Source organism: Variovorax sp. 679, assembly GCF_003952185.1.
Lineage (GTDB): Bacteria > Pseudomonadota > Gammaproteobacteria > Burkholderiales > Burkholderiaceae_C > Variovorax.
The window spans coordinates 103,093-118,937 of sequence record NZ_RXFS01000010.1 but is presented as its reverse complement, the minus strand read 5'-3'; the positions used below and the strand labels follow the sequence as shown (position 1 = coordinate 118,937).

Sequence of the window (15,845 nt, the reverse complement as noted above, 5' to 3'; positions counted from 1 at the left end):
CGTGCCTCCGTGCGTTCAGGCCGCGACCGGCTCGGGCACGCTGCTCTCGGGCTCGGGTGATTGCTGCACCACCACGGGTTCGCGGCGCGTCTTGTTCAGCAGCAGCTGCGTGACGTCGGGGCGCGAGTAGTGGCCGCTGGGATCGGCGGCGGCCTTGGCGAGCGAGATCATGCCGAGGTCGATGTCGGCGACGACAAGGCCTTCCTCGTCCTCCGCCAGCGGCGTGCCGAGTGGCGAGCCGTCGGGTGCGTAGATGCGCGCATAGCCGCCGCCGGTGCGCAGCATCTGCTGCTTGCCCGCGTCGGTGCACATCAGCTCGCTCATGGCCTTCGATACGGTGGCGCAGGGCGCGACGACGAAGCACTGGCCCTCGGCCGCATACACCTGGCTCGCCGCGTTGTTGACCTCGGGGCCCAGTGCGTAGGCCGCGCCGCGGTAGAGCGAGAAGCTCGGCCACGCGCCGCAGTGGATCTGCTCGTTCTGCGAATACATCGCGTACTTGCTCAGCGGCTGCAGGTGCTCCCAGCACGACAGCGATCCGATGTTGCCCAGCGGTGTCTGGACCACGGCAAGGTCCGAGCCGTCGCCCTCGCCGAACACGGTGCGCTCCACATGCGTGGGCTTGAGCTTGCGCCGCGTCTGCACCGTGCGGCCCTGGTCGTCGATGAGTGCCTGTGCGATGTAGAGGCTGCCGGCCGCCTTCTCGCTGTAGCCGAGCGATACCCAGATCCCGAGCTTGCGCGCCGCCTGCGCGATGCGTTCGAACTCGGCCGAGCCGACGACGAGCGAGTTGTCGTGGTAGCGCTGCACGAACTGCATGCCCCAGGCCGGCGAGTCGAGCCAGATCCACCAGGGGTAGCCGGGCACCCAGGTCTCGGGAAAGGCGATGAGCTTCACGCCCTGTTTCGCGGCCTGCGCCATCAGGTCGATGGTCTTGTCGATGGTGCCGTCGAGGTCGAGGAACACGGGGGCGGCCTGCACTGCGGCAACGCGCAGCTTGGGATGGACGGTGGTCGGCATGGTGGTTCTCCAGATGCAATGAAAGTAACGAAGCGTCCGCCGCATGCCTGCACCGGGTTTGCGCTGTGGCATGCGGGTTGCTTGAAGCGTAGATTCGCGCCGCCGGAACGCCTTGACCCGGATTGGCGGCGTTCTTGTTCCAGCGTTGCATGCCCTTGCCGCCCAGGCTTTCCGAGGAACCCCGATGAACCAGTTGCTCAGCACCGACGCCGTTCCGCGCGACCAGCGGCTTGCCTACTGGACCGACATGATCTGCAACGTGTATGTGCAGTTGGGCTGCGATCCCGCGCGCGAAGGCGATGTGGGCGACTTCGAGGGCAGCATCCGCCAGCACACGCTGCCCGGTCTCGACGTGTCGGTCGTCACCTCGAGCCCGCAGAAGGTGATGCGCACGCCGGGGCACATCTCGCATTCAGGCGACGACTATTTCCTCGTGAGCATCCAGGCGCGCGGCCGCGGCGTGGTGCGGCAGGACGGGCGCGACGCGGTACTGTCGGCCGGCGATTTCGCGCTGTACGACAGCACGCGGCCCTACCAGCTGCTGTTCGACGAGTCTTTCGAGCAGATCGTGCTCAAGCTGCCCGGCGAACGTCTGCGCAGCGAACTGCGCGACACCGAGGCGCTGACGGCCACCACGGTGTCGGGCCGCGAGGGCGCGGGGCACCTGCTGCTGGGCATGATCCACACGCTGCGCGAGGACATCGACACGCTGCAGCCTGCGTCGGCGCTCGCGGTGGCCAACGGCGTGCAGAGCATCCTTGTGGCGGGGCTGCAGACGCTGCCCGCCGCGCGTGCGCCATCGCTGAGCAATCTGACGGCATATCACCTTGCGCGCGTGAAGCGGCTCATCGACGAGCAACTTGCCGATCCTTCGCTGTCGGTGGGCACGCTGGCTGCCGGGCTGGGCGTGTCGGTGAGCCACATCCACCGCGTGTTCAGGAGCGAGCCGCTCACGCCGTCGCAGTACATCTGGGAGCGCAGGCTGGAGGCGTGCAGCCGCGACCTGCTGGAGCCGCGCCTCGCGGGCCGCCCGGTGGCCGACATCGCCTATGGCAGGGGATTCAACGACGCGGCGCACTTCAGCCGCGCGTTCAGGGAGCGCTTCGGCTGCTCGCCGCGCGAGTGGCGGCAGCAGCAACAGCGCACGCACTAGCTGCTGCTACTGGACCAGCAGCACCGTCGTGTCCGTCTCGGCGATCACCTTGGTGGCGACCGAGCCCATCAGCGCGCGACCGAAGATGCCGTGGCCGTGCGTGCCGAGAACGATCAGCCCCGCCTGCGCCGCGGCGGCCGACTTGAGGATCTCTTCGGCGATGTGCCCGTGGCGCGCATCGACCGTGTAGTTGCTCACGCCCTGCGCGGCGAGCTGCGCCTTCACCGGCTCGATGACCTTGGCGCTTTCCTCGGCGTAGTAGTCGGAGACGATCTCCTTGCTGAGGTGGCGCGTGACGTGGCCCGAGATGCCGGTGGACACATGCACGATCACGAGGTCATGGCCGTCCACGAACATGGCGCGGTTGGCGATGAGATAGGACAGTGCCTTCTGCGTGTAGGCGCTGCCGTCGACTGCGATGAGGATTTTCATGGCCTCGTTATACGGCGCGCCCTTTCGGGGCGGCAACGAGTCGCACCTCCCGGCGAAGGGCTTTGGGCCCCGCCGGATCAGCCGTGCAGGCCCTTCCAGAGCATGTAGGCCGCAAGCAGGTAGAGGATGCTCGCGAACACCCGCTTGAGCTTCTTCACCGGCAGGTTGTGCGCTGCCTTCGCGCCCAGGGGCGCGGTCAGCACGCTGCATATGGCGATCACTGTCAGCGCAGGCAGCCAGATGTAGCCGAAGGAGCCGGCCGGCAGGCCCTGCACCGACTGGCCGCTGACCGCATAGCCCAGCACGTTCGCCACCGCGATCGGAAAGCCCAGCGCCGCGCTGGTGGCCACCGCGTTGTGGATCGAGATGTTGCACCACGTCATGAACGGCACGCTGATGAAGCCGCCGCCTGCGCCCACGAGGCCCGAGATGAAGCCGATCGCGCCGCCCGCAGCGAGCTGGCCGCCCGTGCCCGGCATCTGGCGCGTGGGGGCGGGCTTCTTGTCGAGGAACATCTGCGTGGCGGAGAAGCCCACGAACAGCGCGAAGAAGATCGCCAGGGCAGTGCCCTTGAGCAGAGAGAACACGCCGAGGCTGCCGATCAGGCTGCCGATGACGATGCCGGGCGCGAGCCGCTTCACGATGTCCCAGCGCACCGCGCCGCGCTTGTGGTGCGCGCGCACGCTCGACACCGAGGTGAAGATGATCGTCGCCATCGAGGTTGCGATGGCCATCTTCACCGAGAGATCGGCCGGCACGCCGCGATGGCCCATGATGATCGTGATGAACGGCACCATCAGCATGCCGCCGCCGATGCCCAGCAAGCCTGCGAGAAAACCGGTGCCGAGCCCGAGGACGGCGAGTTCGGCGATGAGGATGGGGTCGAGCAGGCTGGAGACGTTCACGGAAATGATGTTTCAGAAAAGGCAACGGCCCCGAGCAGTGCGTGCAGGGGGCCGTGGCGGAATTAGGTGTCTGCAAGTGGGCGCCGGACTCGCATCCTGAACCGGGGTTCAGGTGGGCGAGGGCAGCAAGACTTCGGGTTCATCTGACGCGAGATGATCACACCCGTCGAGCGATTTACCAAGCCCGGCTCCGTAGAGCATTGGAACAAGGACATATAAAGCCCAACGCGCACCGCAGACGGATCGGATTTTACCGCTCCGGCCGTGCCGGTGGAACCCGCTCAGAGCAAATGTCCATCGCCCGCCAGGGCCTGATCGAGTCTTTGAATGAGTTGGGCGGCCTTCGGGTCGGTCTCTGTGGTATCCGGTGCTGCGGCAACCACGGGTGCGGCGGTGGCGGCCGCCTGCTGGGCGGCGAGGTCGAATGCGAGATTCAGCGAGGCCAGCACGGCGATGCGGTCGCGGGCCTTGACTTTTCCCGCGTCGCGGATCTTGCACATGGCAGCGTCCACGCGTTCGACGGCTTCGCGCAACTGCGCCTCGCCGCCATCGGGACAGCCGAGCAGATAGCTCTGTCCCATGATCTGTACTTCAATCTGCTTCATGCGGGGGAATCTTCGGAAGGTGGTTCAGCCGGCAACCGTTCGAGCAGGGCATCGAGGCGCGTGCGGGCAGCGACGAGGCGCGACTTCAGGGCGTCGCGTTCGCGCGTGAGCGCATCGACCTGTTCCTGCAGCAGCGCGTTGGTGCGCTGCACCTCTTCATGACGCACGAGCAGTCGTTCGACGCGCTCGGCGATCTGATCGATGGGGCTGGAGGCGGGCATGGTTGGCGATTGTAGTTTCCCGGGGAAGGCGGTCCCGCCGAGGCTGGGGCGTGGCATGGATTCTGCTGCCTTCCAGTTGCCTTTCAAACTCCTAGAAGCAGCCAATGACCACGAAGAGCAACACTTTATTCAGCCGGCGCGACCTGCTCGCGCTCATCGGCAAGACCGCAGGGGGCGGCGCGATGTACCAGGCGATGACCTCTCTCGGCTTTGCTGCCGAATCCGGCTACAACGGACCACCGAAGCTCGACGGCGCGAGAAAGGGTGCGTCGGTGCTGGTTCTTGGTGCAGGCCTGGCCGGCATGGTCGCCGCGCTCGAGCTGCGCAACGCGGGCTACTCGGTCAAGGTTCTCGAGTTCAGCAATCGCGCAGGCGGCCGATGCTGGACGCTGCGCGGCGGCGATACCTTCACGGAGCTGGGTGGTGCCGTGCAGCAATGCGGTTTCGCCAAGGGCGAGTACTTCAATCCGGGGCCGTGGCGCATTCCCTATCACCACCATGCGGTGCTGGGCTACTGCAAGCGGCTGGGCGTGGCGCTGGAGCCCTTCATTCAGGTCAACTACAACGCGCTGGTGCATTCGAGCAAGGCCTACGGCGGCAAGCCTCAGCGCTACCGCCACGTGCAGGCCGACTACCAGGGCCATGTCGCCGAACTGCTCGGCAAGGCCGCGACGCAAGGCAACCTCGACGCGGCCCTGACGAAGGAAGACAAGGAGAAACTGCTCGAAGGCCTGCGCCGCTGGGGTGCGCTCGACACGCAGTTCCGCTATCGCGAAGGCACCGTCAGCAGCGACCGCCGCGGCTATGAAGTCGACGCGGGCGGCGGCCTCATGCCGCTGGCGAAGCCTTCGAAGCCGCTCGACATGAGCGAGCTGCTGCAATCGAATCTTTGGCGTTACATCGCGAGTGGGCAGGACTACGAATTCCAGAGCGCGATCTTCCAGCCCGTGGGCGGCATGGACATGATCGCCAAGGCGTTCCAGAAGGAAGTCGGCAGCCTGATCCGCTACGGAGCCAAGGTCACGAAGATCGAGCAGAACGACCGCGGCGTGACGGTCACCTACGCCGATGCGTCCAAGGGCGGTGCGGTCGCGCAGGCCAAGGCCGACTGGTGCCTGTGCACCATTCCGCTGTCGGTGCTCAGCCAGATCGATATCCAGGTGGGCTCGGCAATGCAGGAGGCCATCAACGCCGTGCCCTACGGCGCATCGGTGAAGGTGGGCCTGCAGTTCAAGCGCCGCTTCTGGGAGGAGGACGAGCACATCTACGGCGGCATCAGCTACACCGACCTGCCGATCTCGCGCATCTCGTATCCCTCGACGCGATACGGAGCCAAGGGCAAGTCGGTGCTGCTGGGCGCCTATGTGTTCGACGGCCCGAACTCCTACGAATTCACGGCCATGGCTCCCGAAGAGCGCGTGCGCCGCGCGGTCGAGTTCGGCACGCAGCTGCATCCGCAGTACGCGAGCGAATTCGACAACGGCATCTCGGTGGGCTGGCACCGCGTTCCGGGCTCGCATGGCTGCTACGGCATGTGGACCGACGAGACGCGCCAGAAGCACTACAGGAACCTGTGCCAGGTCGATGGCCGCATCGCGCTGGCCGGCGAGCACGCTTCCTACATCCCGGCCTGGCAGGAGGGCGCACTGCTCTCGTCGCTCGATGCCATCCAGCGGCTGCATGCCCGCGCCGTGGCGCAGGCCGCGTGAACGAATGAAGGAGGAAACACGCATCATGAATCACGGCACCAGAACCTTCATCAGGCGCGCACTGCTCGGCCTTTCGTTCGCCACGCTGGCCTCGGTGGCTGGCCAGGCCGCTTTTGCGCAGTCGCCGGAGCCGGCCTTTTCCGTCGGCCCCCGGTTCCAGGAAAGCTCGGGCGAATCGATCTACCGCGCGACCTGCCAGGGCTGCCACATGGCGCAGGGGCAAGGGGCGAAGGGCGCGGGCGCGTACCCGGCGCTCGCCTCGAACCCGAGGCTCGCGAGCCCCGAATACCCGCTCTACGTGGTGATCAACGGCCAGAAGGGCATGCCCGCCTTTGGCAAGATGTTGAGCGACGAGCAGATCGCCGCCGTGGTCGGCTACGCGCGCACCCATTTCGGCAACCAGTACCCCGACGCCATCGAGGCGGAGAGCGTCAAGAAGCTGCGGCCTTGATGAAGCTTCTTCTTCCGCTGTCCGGCACACCCTTCCTCCACTCCAGCAGAGAGACAACCCGCATGACCATGACCTCCATCACGAAGAAGCTGGCGCTCGTCGCCGCAGTGTTCGCAGCCGGCTGCGGCGCAGCCAACGCGGCCGATGAAATCATCCGCCACCGCATTCCGAATTCGACCTTCCCGATCGCGGCGGCGGTGGAGGTCCCGTCGTCGTTCACCAACGTCTACCTCTCCGGCCAGGTGCCGCCGCTGCAGGACGCGGCTGCGCCGAAGAACAGCGCGGCGGCCTATGGCGGCGACACCAAGGGCCAGACCGTCGGTGTGCTCAAGGCCATCGAGAAGAGCCTTGCGGGCCTGGGCCTGACCATGGGCGACGTGGTGAAGATGCAGGTGTTTCTCGTCGGCGACCCGGCCAAGGACAACAAGATGGACTTCGCCGGTTTCATGGAGGGCTACACCCAGTTCTTCGGCACCACCGCGCAGCCCCGGCTGCCGGTGCGTTCGACGATGCAGGTGGCGGCGCTCGTCAATCCGGCCTACCTGGTCGAGATCGAGGTGACGGCGGTGCGTCCGGCCAAGTAAGCCGGACAAGGCAGCGTGCGCGCCCGCTACTCGCTCAGCCGCACGTAGGTGGCCAGCAGCGCGCTCTTGGCGACGACGCCCAGCAGCACGGGGTTGCCGGCGCTCTCGATCACCGGCAGGCGCTCGCCCAGGTGGTCGAGAAAGCGCTGCAGCGCCTCGCCCAGCCCGGTGTCGGCGGTGATCGGCTGGATGATCTGCGAGAGCAGGGCGGCTGCCGTCGTCTCCCGGGGCGCCGTGCCGAGCGCCGAGAGCGGCACGACGCCGAGGTAGCGGTTGTCCGTGTCGACGACGTACAGGTACTTCACGGGGTACTGCAGGAAGAGCTTGCTCATGGCCTCGCGGTCCGCCTGCGGGCCGACCACTGTCTCGGCCGGCTGCACGAGGTCGCGCATGTGAAGCCCGCGCAGGCGCATCTGCGCGTCGCGCTGTTCGTTGCGGTGCAGCGTGATCTCGTACATGGAGCCCGCGTTGGCCGAGCGCGCGACGAAGTACGCGATGACGCTCGCCGCCATCAGCGGCAGCATGACCTGGTAGCTCAGCGTCATCTCGAAGATCATCAGGATGGCCATCAGCGGCGCCTGCGTCGCGCCCGCCAGGAAGGCGCCCATGCCGACGATGGCGTAGGCGAACGGCGCCGAGGTGGCTGCCGGCCACAGCGCCTGCACGCCCTGGCCGAACAGCGCGCCAACCATGCAGCCGAAGAAGAGGGCCGGCGTGAACACGCCGCCCACCGCGCCCGAGCCGGCAGTCGCCATCGTGGCGACCGCCTTGGCGACCAGCACCATCGCGATCAGCGTCCACGGCCAGGGCGTGTGCAGGACCGAGTTGACCACGCTGTAGCCGTTGCCCCAGACCTCGGGCATCGGCACCGACACCGCGCCCATCACGAGCCCGCCCAGGGCCAGCCGCCACGGCAGCGCGACAGGCAGCCGCGAGAACAGTGCCCGGCTGCCCTGCAGCGCACGCAGGAAGCCGACGGCCGCAAAGCCCAGCAGCACGCCGAGCACGCAGAACAGTACGACCTCGGTGCCGTGGATCTCCGGGAAGGCCGGCATCCTGTACGGCGGCTGGTAGCCGGGCAGCGCACGCATCGCGACGTTGGCGACCACCGAGGCGATGATGATCGGCCCCACGCTCTCCATCGCGATGGAGCCGAGAACGATCTCCGCAACGAAGAAGGCACCCGCGATGGGCGCGTTGTAGGCGGCCGTGAGGCCGGCCGCCGCACCGCAGGCCACCAGCAGCCGCAGCCGCTCGGCCGGAAAGCGGAACACCCGCCCGAGCAGCGAAGAGGCCAGCGCCGCCAGCTGCACCATCGAACCCTCGCGCCCGATGGAGCCGCCGGTGCCGATGCTCACCAGCGACGACGCGCTGCGCGCCAGCGTCTGTGCCACGGGAATGCGCCCGTCGCCGAGCACGATGGCCTCCATGTAGTCGGAGGTGGCGCTGCGCACGGCCACGCGCTTTGCGAGCACCAGCAGCAGCCCTGCCACCAGCCCGCCCAGCGTGGGGCAGGCGATGCGCGCCCACCACGGCAGGTGCTTCGCCATCGCCACCAGCCCTTCGCCCGGCCCGAGCACCAGGTGCTCGAAGGCCAGCAGCGCCGCGCGGAAGAGTTCGGTCGCCAGCGTGCCGAGCAGGCCGGCCACGATGGACCACAGCAGCATCGACTGCCAGCCCGAGACACCGAAGAGACGCTGCAGCGCCGAGCGAAGATTCAGGAAGACCGAGGCGGGCCGCATCATGGCCGCCGATGTTAGCGGTACCGCAACTTTCGACTTAAGCACCGCCGGGCAGGGCATAGAATTCCGCCCGTTGGTGCTCGCGCCGTGGTTCGCACGGCGCAGTTCAACGGGAAGCAGGAGTGGAAGCCCCCGGTTCACACCGGAACAAGGCCGAAGCCGCCTGCGCTGCCCCCGCAACGGTCAAGCAGACGGCGCCGAAAGGCGCCAACCCCTTTCCATCGAAGCCACTGGACGCCCTGAAACAGGTGTCTGGGAAGGCGGCGAGGGGCCGTTCTGCCAGCCCGGATACCGGCCAACAAGGCGGCTGCCGCATGTGTCGACAACGACGCATGTCGCAGCCATTGCGCCCAGGCGCCGGCGGGGAGGCCGGCCAGGGGTATTGACGTCCGTTCGCTTGATTCATGATTTCCCACGTTTGCTTTTCCCGCAGCCGCGCTCCCGCGCGCCGTTTCCGCCACGCCTGCCTGCCGCTGGCACTGGTTTCCGCCTTCGGCGGCCTGGCGGCCCATGCGCAACAGGCGCCCACCCTCGGCGAAACGGTGGTCACGGCCAACCGCACGCCGCAGCCGCTGTCGGACCTCGTGGGTGACGTCTCCATCATCGACCGCCAGGCCATCGAGCGCAGCGGCGCGACCGGCGTGGCCGACGTGCTCGCGCGCCTGCCCGGCATCGAGATCTCGCGCTCCGGCGGCGTGGGCAACACCACCAGCCTGTTCATCCGCGGCGCGGAAACCCGCTTCACCGCCGTGTACCTCGACGGCGTGCGCATCGACTCGCAATCGACCGGCGGCGCCGGCTGGGAAGGCATCCCGCTCGCGCAGATCGACCGCATCGAAGTGCTGCGCGGCCCGGCCGCCGCGGTGTACGGCTCCGACGCCGTGGGCGGCGTGATCCAGCTCTTCACCAAGCGTGGCGAAGAGGGCGTGTCGCCCTACGCGGGCATCGGCATCGGCAGCTACGGCCTGCGCAAGATAGAAGGCGGCGTGAGCGGCAAATCGGGCCTGTTCGACTACTCGTTCGGCGTGGCGCACGAGGAGAGCAAGGGCTTCAACGTGCAGCCGGTGGAAAAGCGCAACGTGGTCAAGGACGGCTTCACCAGCCCCGACCGCGACGGCTACAACAGCACCTCGGGCAACGTGAAGCTGGGCTTCCAGATCACGCCCGACCAGCGCATCGAGGCCACGCTGCTCGGCAGCGACATCAAGGCCGGCTACGACACCACCGTTGCCTACAAGACCAAGCTGCCGATCATTTTCCGCAACGACGAGTCGAGCAACACGCTGCGCACCGCCGGCCTGACCTGGTCGGCCAAGTGGAACGACGTCTACAGCACCCGCGTGCAGGTGACCGACTCGCAGTCCGTCTACAAGACGCAGCCTTCGTTCTACCGCACCGAGACCAACCTGCGCGGCTACCTGTTCCAGAACGAGTTCCGCTTCGGCCCGCACCTCGTCACGGCCACCCTGGAGCGCCGCGAGGACGCCCTCGAGAACGCGCCCACCACCACCTCCAAGCTGCTGTCGCGCGACCGCTCGCAGGACGCGATCTCGCTCGGCTACGGCTTCGTGCAGGGCCCGCATTCGCTGCAGCTGCACGTTCGCCACGACAAGGACAGCGAGTTCGGCGGCAGGACCACCGGCAGCGCGGCCTACGGCTACGCCATCACGCCTTCGCTGCGCTTCACGGCATCGGCCGGCACCGCCTTCCGCGTGCCCACGCTGTACCAGCGCTTCAGCGAATACGGACTGGCCACGCTCAAGCCCGAATCGAGCCGCAACGTCGAGCTGGGCCTGCAGTACACCGAAGGCGCCACGCAACTGGGCGTCGTGGCGTACGGCAGCCGCGTGCAGAACCTGATCGTGTTCGACGGTTCGGCCAAGGGCTGCGCCTCCTCCTTCGGCTGCTACGCGAGCACGGCGCGCGCGCGCTACCAGGGCGTCACGCTGTCGGGCAGCCACCGCATCGGCGACGTCACGCTACGCGGCTCGTTCGACTTCCAGGACCCGCGCGACCTTGCCACCCACAACCTGCTGGCCCGCCGTGCCCAGCGCCACGCCACCCTCGGCGCCGACTGGCGCATCGCCGGCTGGACGCTGGGCGCCGAGGTGCAGACCTCCGGCCGCCGCTACGACGACGCAGCCAACAGCGTCAAGCTCGGCGGCTACACCGTGCTGAACCTGTCGGCCACCACGCAGATCACGCGCGACCTCAACCTCGTCGCGCGCGTCGACAATGTGGGCAACAAGGACTACCAGTTCGCGCGGCTGTACGCCACGGCAGGCCGCACCGCGTACGTCGGTCTCAAGTGGACGCCTCACTGACAAGCCAAGCTCTCCAGCCAGGCGGCACCGCCGGTGCCGCGGCGGCCTCGTGCGCCGCGGTGCTGGTGGCTGCTCCGGCCTCGGGGCAGGGCAAGACCACCGTCGCGGCGGCGCTGACCCGGCTGCACTCGCGGCAGGGCCGGCGCGTGCGCGCCTTCAAGTGCGGACCCGACTTCCTCGATCCGTACTGGCTGGCGCTGGCCACCGGCGCGCCGGTGCATTCGCTTGATCTCTGGATGACTGGCGAGGCCGACTGCCGCGAGCGCCTGCACGCGGCAGCGGCCGAATGCGACCTGCTGATCGTCGAAGGTGTGATGGGCCTGTTCGACGGCACGCCCAGCGCCGCCGACCTGGCGCAGCGCTTCGGCTTGCCGGTGCTGGCGGTGATCGATGCGCACGCCATGGCAGGCACCTTCGGCGCACTGGCCTTCGGGCTGCAGAACTTTCGTTCCGGCCTGCCGTGGGCCGGCGTGCTGGCGAACCGCGTGGCCAGCGAAAGGCACTCGAACATGTTGAAGGATGCGCTGCGCGACCCCTCGCAGTGGCTCGGTGCCTTGCCGCGCGATGCGGGGTTCACGCTGCCCGAACGGCACCTGGGGCTGGTGGCCGCCACAGAGCTCGGCGACGCGATGGCGCGACTCGATGCGGCAGCCGACGTTCTGGCCGGCACGCCGCTGGGGCGCATGCAGGTTGGCGATCTGCCGCAGGTACGTTTCGAAGCGCCCGCGTCCGGTGATGCGGAGGCCGTGCCGCCGCTGCTTGCCGGCCGCACCATCGCCATTGCGCGCGATGCTGCCTTCTCGTTCATCTACCCGGCAAACCTCGATGTGCTCACAGCGCTGGGCGCGCGGCTGTCCTTTTTCTCGCCGCTCGCAGGTGACGCCTTGCCGGCCTGCGACGCGGTCTGGCTGCCCGGCGGCTACCCCGAGCTGCATGCCGAAGCGCTGGGCGCCTGCGCGCCGATGCGCGAATCGCTCGCCGAGCATGTCGCCTCGGGCAAGCCCGTCTGGGCCGAGTGCGGCGGGATGATGGCGCTGTTCGACGAACTGGCCCGGCAGGACGACCCGCAGGTCCATCGCCTCTGGGGCCTGCTGCCGGGCCGCGTGACCATGCAGAAGCGGCTCGCCGGCCTCGGCCCGCAGCAGCTCGCGCTCGGCAAGCATGTCTTGCGCGGCCACACCTTTCACTATTCGAGCTGCGAAACGCCGCTCGTACCCGCTGCCCGCACCACCCGGCCCGGCGCGACGCAGGCCGCCGGCCCGCGCGGCGGCGAAGCGCTGTATGTGCACGGCCCGGTGCGCGCGAGTTACTTCCATGCGTGGTTTGCGTCCAGTCCGCAAGCCACGGCCCGCCTTTTCGGCGCCATGCCCATCGAGTTGGAGAGCCATGCCGCATCAACCGACCAAGCCTAGGACAGCAGGGCACGAGTTCATCCTGGGCGGCCAGAAGAGCGGCAAGTCGCGCCGCGCGGAGCAGCGCGCCATCGACTGGCTCGCTGCCGACGCCCGAACGCATCGCGCCGTGCTGATCGCCACCGCGCAGGCCTACGACGACGAGATGCAGGAGCGCATCGTGCGCCACCAGGCCGACCGCGCCGAGCGGGTGCCCGGCATGCGCACCATCGAGGAACCGGTCGAGCTCGCGCGTGCCATCGTCACGCAGAGCACGCCCGAGACGCTGGTGGTGGTCGACTGCCTCACGATGTGGCTCACCAACCTGCTGATGCCGATGCCCTCCGAAGACGCCCGCCCCGTGACGCGCACCCCCGCGACGCACATCGCGATGCTGCTGGTCGCGCTGCGCGATGTACCCGGGCCGGTGGTGCTGGTGGGCAACGAGATCGGGCTCGGCGTGATCCCGATGGGTCGCGAGACGCGAGCCTTCGTCGACGCGCTCGGCCGGCTCAACCAGGACGTGGCCGCCGCCTGCGAGCGCGTCACGCTGATGGCAGCCGGCCTGCCGCTGAGCCTGAAGGCGCCCGCGGCATGAAGACGATGCGTACTTTGCTGGCCATGCTCGGCCTTGCCTTGTGTGCGCTGTCGGCGCATGCCCTGGACGTGGTCGACGAGCGCGGCGTTTCCGTGAGCCTGCCGCAGTCGCCGCAGCGCATCGTCTCGCTGCTGCCGTCGCTCACCGAATCGGTCTGCGCGCTCGGCGCCTGCGACCGGCTGGTGGGCGTGGACCGCTATTCCAATTCCCCCGGGCAGGTGAAGGCGCTGCCGCAGCTCGGCGGCGGCATCGATCCGAACGTGGAAGCCATCGTCGCGCTCAAGCCCGACGCGGTGCTGCTCGCCAAGTCCTCGCGCGTCACGCAGCGGCTGGAGGCGCTGGGCATGAAGGTGCTGGTGCTCGAACCCAAGAGCCACGCCGACGTGCGGCGCGTACTCGACAAGCTCGACCAGGTGCTGGGCACGCACGAGGCGCCGAAGGTCTGGCGCGTGATCGATGCCAGCGTGTCGGCCGCCGCGCAGTCGGTGCCCGCGGGCGCAAAGGGCATGCGGGTGTATTTCGAAGTGAACAGCGCACCGTACGCGGCGGGCGAGTCGTCGTTCATCGGCGAAACGCTCACGCGGCTCGGCGTGAAGAACATCGTGCCGGCATCGCTCGGTCCGTTTCCCAAGCTCAACCCCGAGTACGTGGTGCGAGCCAATCCCGACCTCATCATGGTCAGCGTGCGCAGCGCGCAGGGGCTGGAGCAGCGGCCCGGCTGGGCCGGCATCCGCGCGGTGCGCGAAGGTCGTATCTGCCGCTTCAGCGCGGAACAGTCCGACGTGCTCGTGCGCCCCGGCCCGCGCATGGACGAGGCCGCGCGGCTGATGGCGCAGTGCCTGGTCGACAAGGGCGGCAGCGGCAAGGAAGGCAGTCGGTGAACGCGGCGCGAAGGCACACGATTCACCTGCGCCGCGTCCTGCTGCTCGGTGCCGGCCTGCTGGTGCTGGGTGCGGCGCTGCTGCTGCTGGGCCTGGGCATCGGCAGCACCGGCTTCGAAAGCCTGTTCGCGGCGCGGCACGACCCGGTGGCGCTGCAGATCGTCTGGGACATCCGCCTGCCGCGCACGCTTGGCGCGTGGCTGGCGGGCGCGCTGCTGGGGCTGGCCGGCGCGGTGGCGCAGGGGCTGTTCCGCAATCCGCTGGCCGATCCGTACCTGCTGGGCAGCGCCTCGGGCGCCTCGCTGGGCGTGGCGCTGGCGCTGCTGATGTTCGGTGGCTCGGCCGCCAGCATGCAGTGGGTGATGCGGCTCGGGCTCACGGGCGCCGCCTTCCTGGGCGCGGTGCTGGCGGTGATGCTCACGCTGATGCTGGCGCGCGGCGTGCAGCAGACGCTGCGGCTGCTGCTGGCTGGCGTGATCGTCGGCGTGGTGCTCGGCGCCGCGAAAGACCTCATCACCATCGCCTCGGCCGACATCCTGCAGGCCATCCAGGGCTTCATTCTCGGCAGCACCGGCCTCGTCGGCTGGAGCGCCTGCGCGGTGATGGCGATGGTGGGCGCGGTCTGCCTGCTGGCGGGCTGGGCGCTGGCGCCCGTGCTCGACGGGCTCGCGCTCGGCGAGGCCACGGCGCGCAGCCTGGGCCTGCCGCTGGGCGCGATGCGCGCGGCGCTGATCGTGGTGCTGGCGCTGGCCACCGGTGCGGCCGTGGCGCAGACCGGGCTGATCGCCTTCGTCGGCCTGGCGGCGCCGCACCTCGTACGCTCGGTCGTCAAGACCACGCATGCGCGGCTGATCGTGCTGTCGGCGCTGATGGGCGGGCTGCTGCTGATGGCGGCCGACCTGCTGGCGCGCTGGCTGATCGCGCCCCAGGAACTGCCGGTGGGCGTGCTCACGGCCGTGCTGGGCGGCAGCTACCTGCTGTGGCTGATGCACCGGCGCGGCGCGCGCGGAGGCGTGGCATGAGCGGCCGGCAGAACAACGCGCCCGCGCTCGAGGCACGCCGCGTGAGCGCCACGCTCGGCGCCACCGAGGTGCTGCACGACATCGACCTGAAGCTGTCGGCCGCGCGCTGGACCAGCATCGTCGGCCCGAACGGCGCCGGCAAGTCGACGCTGCTCAAGGCGCTCTCGGGCCTGCTCGCGCACCGCGGCGAGGTGCTGCTCTTCGGCGAGGCGCAGAACAAGGTGCCGGCCCGCATCCGTGCCCAGCGTCTTTCCTGGCTCGGACAGAGCGGCACGGGCGAGGGCAGCGCCGACGACCTGATGGTCTACGACGTCGCCATGCTCGGCCGGCTTCCGCACCAGCGCTGGCTGGCCGTGCCGGGCGAGGCCGATCGCGAGGCCGTCGAGCGGGCGCTGCGCACCACGCAGGCCTGGGACTGGCGCGACCGCCCGCTGGGCCAGCTATCCGGCGGCGAACGCCAGCGCGTGCTGCTGGCGCGCGCGCTCGCGGTCGAGGCCGAGCTGCTGCTGATGGACGAGCCGCTCGCCAACCTCGACCCGCCGCATCAGTCCGACTGGATGCAGACCGTGCGCGCGCTGGTCGCCGAAGGCCGCACCGTGGTCAGCGTGCTGCACGAATTGCCGATGGCGCTGGCGAGCGACGAACTGGTGGTGATGGACAAAGGCCGCGTCACGCACCACGGCGGCTGCGACGACCCGGCCACCCATGCCGCGCTGGAACAGGTGTTCGACCACCGCATCCGCGTGCACCGGGTGGCGGACCAATGGATCGCATTGCCGAAGTAAGCACAGAACACAGGAACCGACA

General features: G+C 68.9%; 16 protein-coding genes and 1 riboswitch. Of the genes, 10 read left to right on the top strand and 6 right to left on the bottom strand.

Translation table 11 applies throughout. From position 1 onward, the window contains the following. Positions 1-15: 15 nt before the first annotated feature. Positions 16-1,020, bottom strand: coding sequence for a carbon-nitrogen hydrolase family protein (locus tag EJO71_RS25035; RefSeq protein WP_125951443.1), 1,005 nt, complete (start codon positions 1,018-1,020; stop codon positions 16-18). A gap of 184 nt (positions 1,021-1,204) precedes the next feature. Between EJO71_RS25035 and EJO71_RS25030 the strand changes: the two genes are divergently transcribed. Beyond that, positions 1,205-2,173 (top strand): helix-turn-helix domain-containing protein, encoded by a 969-nt coding sequence (locus EJO71_RS25030; protein ID WP_125951444.1) that lies wholly within the window; start codon positions 1,205-1,207, stop codon positions 2,171-2,173. Between the two features lie 6 nt (positions 2,174-2,179). Here the strand turns inward: EJO71_RS25030 and EJO71_RS25025 are convergent, their stop codons facing one another. From EJO71_RS25025 to EJO71_RS25010, 4 genes are all read right to left on the bottom strand, one after another. Beyond that, complete coding sequence (locus EJO71_RS25025; protein ID WP_125951445.1) at positions 2,180-2,605, bottom strand: universal stress protein; 426 nt, start codon at positions 2,603-2,605, stop codon at positions 2,180-2,182. Between the two features lie 77 nt (positions 2,606-2,682). Next, complete coding sequence (locus EJO71_RS25020; RefSeq protein ID WP_125951446.1) at positions 2,683-3,510, bottom strand: sulfite exporter TauE/SafE family protein; 828 nt, start codon at positions 3,508-3,510, stop codon at positions 2,683-2,685. A gap of 281 nt (positions 3,511-3,791) precedes the next feature. After that, a complete protein-coding gene (locus EJO71_RS25015) occupies positions 3,792-4,115 on the bottom strand; it encodes a cell division protein ZapA (protein WP_125951447.1) in 324 nt (107 codons plus the stop codon). Then, on the bottom strand, positions 4,112-4,336 hold the full coding sequence (locus EJO71_RS25010; RefSeq protein WP_019652365.1) for a hypothetical protein: 225 nt from the start codon (positions 4,334-4,336) through the stop codon (positions 4,112-4,114). Before EJO71_RS25010 ends, EJO71_RS25015 begins: the two co-directional genes overlap by 4 nt. Before the next feature lie 104 nt (positions 4,337-4,440). Between EJO71_RS25010 and EJO71_RS25005 the strand changes: the two genes are divergently transcribed. From EJO71_RS25005 to EJO71_RS24995, 3 genes are all read left to right on the top strand, one after another. Next, the gene (locus EJO71_RS25005; RefSeq protein ID WP_206169051.1) at positions 4,441-6,045 is read left to right on the top strand and encodes a flavin monoamine oxidase family protein; all 1,605 of its coding nucleotides are present in this window, start codon (positions 4,441-4,443) and stop codon (positions 6,043-6,045) included. A 25-nt stretch (positions 6,046-6,070) separates the two neighbouring features. Next, positions 6,071-6,496 carry a cytochrome c gene (locus EJO71_RS25000; protein ID WP_240651511.1) on the top strand — a complete coding sequence of 142 codons (426 nt, stop codon included), beginning with the start codon at positions 6,071-6,073 and terminating at the stop codon, positions 6,494-6,496. 62 nt (positions 6,497-6,558) lie between these two features. Further along, positions 6,559-7,080: a RidA family protein gene (locus EJO71_RS24995; RefSeq protein ID WP_206169052.1), complete on the top strand. Its 522-nt coding sequence runs from the start codon at positions 6,559-6,561 to the stop codon at positions 7,078-7,080. 26 nt (positions 7,081-7,106) lie between these two features. Here the strand turns inward: EJO71_RS24995 and EJO71_RS24990 are convergent, their stop codons facing one another. Continuing rightward, positions 7,107-8,825, bottom strand: coding sequence for a ClcB-like voltage-gated chloride channel protein (locus EJO71_RS24990; protein WP_125951448.1), 1,719 nt, complete (start codon positions 8,823-8,825; stop codon positions 7,107-7,109). 54 nt (positions 8,826-8,879) lie between these two features. Further along, positions 8,880-9,137, top strand: a riboswitch (cobalamin riboswitch). Positions 9,138-9,226: 89 nt separating this feature from the next. On the opposite strand from EJO71_RS24990, the gene EJO71_RS24985 reads away from it, so the two are divergent. The 6 genes from EJO71_RS24985 to EJO71_RS24960 are packed head-to-tail and all read left to right on the top strand — an operon-like array spanning position 9,227 to position 15,823. Next, positions 9,227-11,146, top strand: coding sequence for a TonB-dependent receptor (locus EJO71_RS24985; protein WP_125951449.1), 1,920 nt, complete (start codon positions 9,227-9,229; stop codon positions 11,144-11,146). Next, complete coding sequence (locus EJO71_RS24980; RefSeq protein ID WP_240651512.1) at positions 11,131-12,558, top strand: cobyrinate a,c-diamide synthase; 1,428 nt, start codon at positions 11,131-11,133, stop codon at positions 12,556-12,558. The genes EJO71_RS24985 and EJO71_RS24980 overlap by 16 nt, the downstream gene beginning before the upstream one ends. Next, positions 12,533-13,135 carry a bifunctional adenosylcobinamide kinase/adenosylcobinamide-phosphate guanylyltransferase gene (locus EJO71_RS24975; RefSeq protein ID WP_125951450.1) on the top strand — a complete coding sequence of 201 codons (603 nt, stop codon included), beginning with the start codon at positions 12,533-12,535 and terminating at the stop codon, positions 13,133-13,135. The genes EJO71_RS24980 and EJO71_RS24975 overlap by 26 nt, the downstream gene beginning before the upstream one ends. Further along, positions 13,132-14,016 carry a helical backbone metal receptor gene (locus tag EJO71_RS24970; protein WP_125951451.1) on the top strand — a complete coding sequence of 295 codons (885 nt, stop codon included), beginning with the start codon at positions 13,132-13,134 and terminating at the stop codon, positions 14,014-14,016. The genes EJO71_RS24975 and EJO71_RS24970 overlap by 4 nt, the downstream gene beginning before the upstream one ends. Beyond that, a complete protein-coding gene (locus EJO71_RS24965) occupies positions 14,013-15,038 on the top strand; it encodes an iron ABC transporter permease (RefSeq protein ID WP_125951452.1) in 1,026 nt (341 codons plus the stop codon). Before EJO71_RS24970 ends, EJO71_RS24965 begins: the two co-directional genes overlap by 4 nt. After that, entirely contained in the window at positions 15,035-15,823 is a 789-nt protein-coding gene (locus EJO71_RS24960; RefSeq protein WP_125951453.1) for an ABC transporter ATP-binding protein, read from the top strand. The genes EJO71_RS24965 and EJO71_RS24960 overlap by 4 nt, the downstream gene beginning before the upstream one ends. Positions 15,824-15,845: the final 22 nt, after the last annotated feature.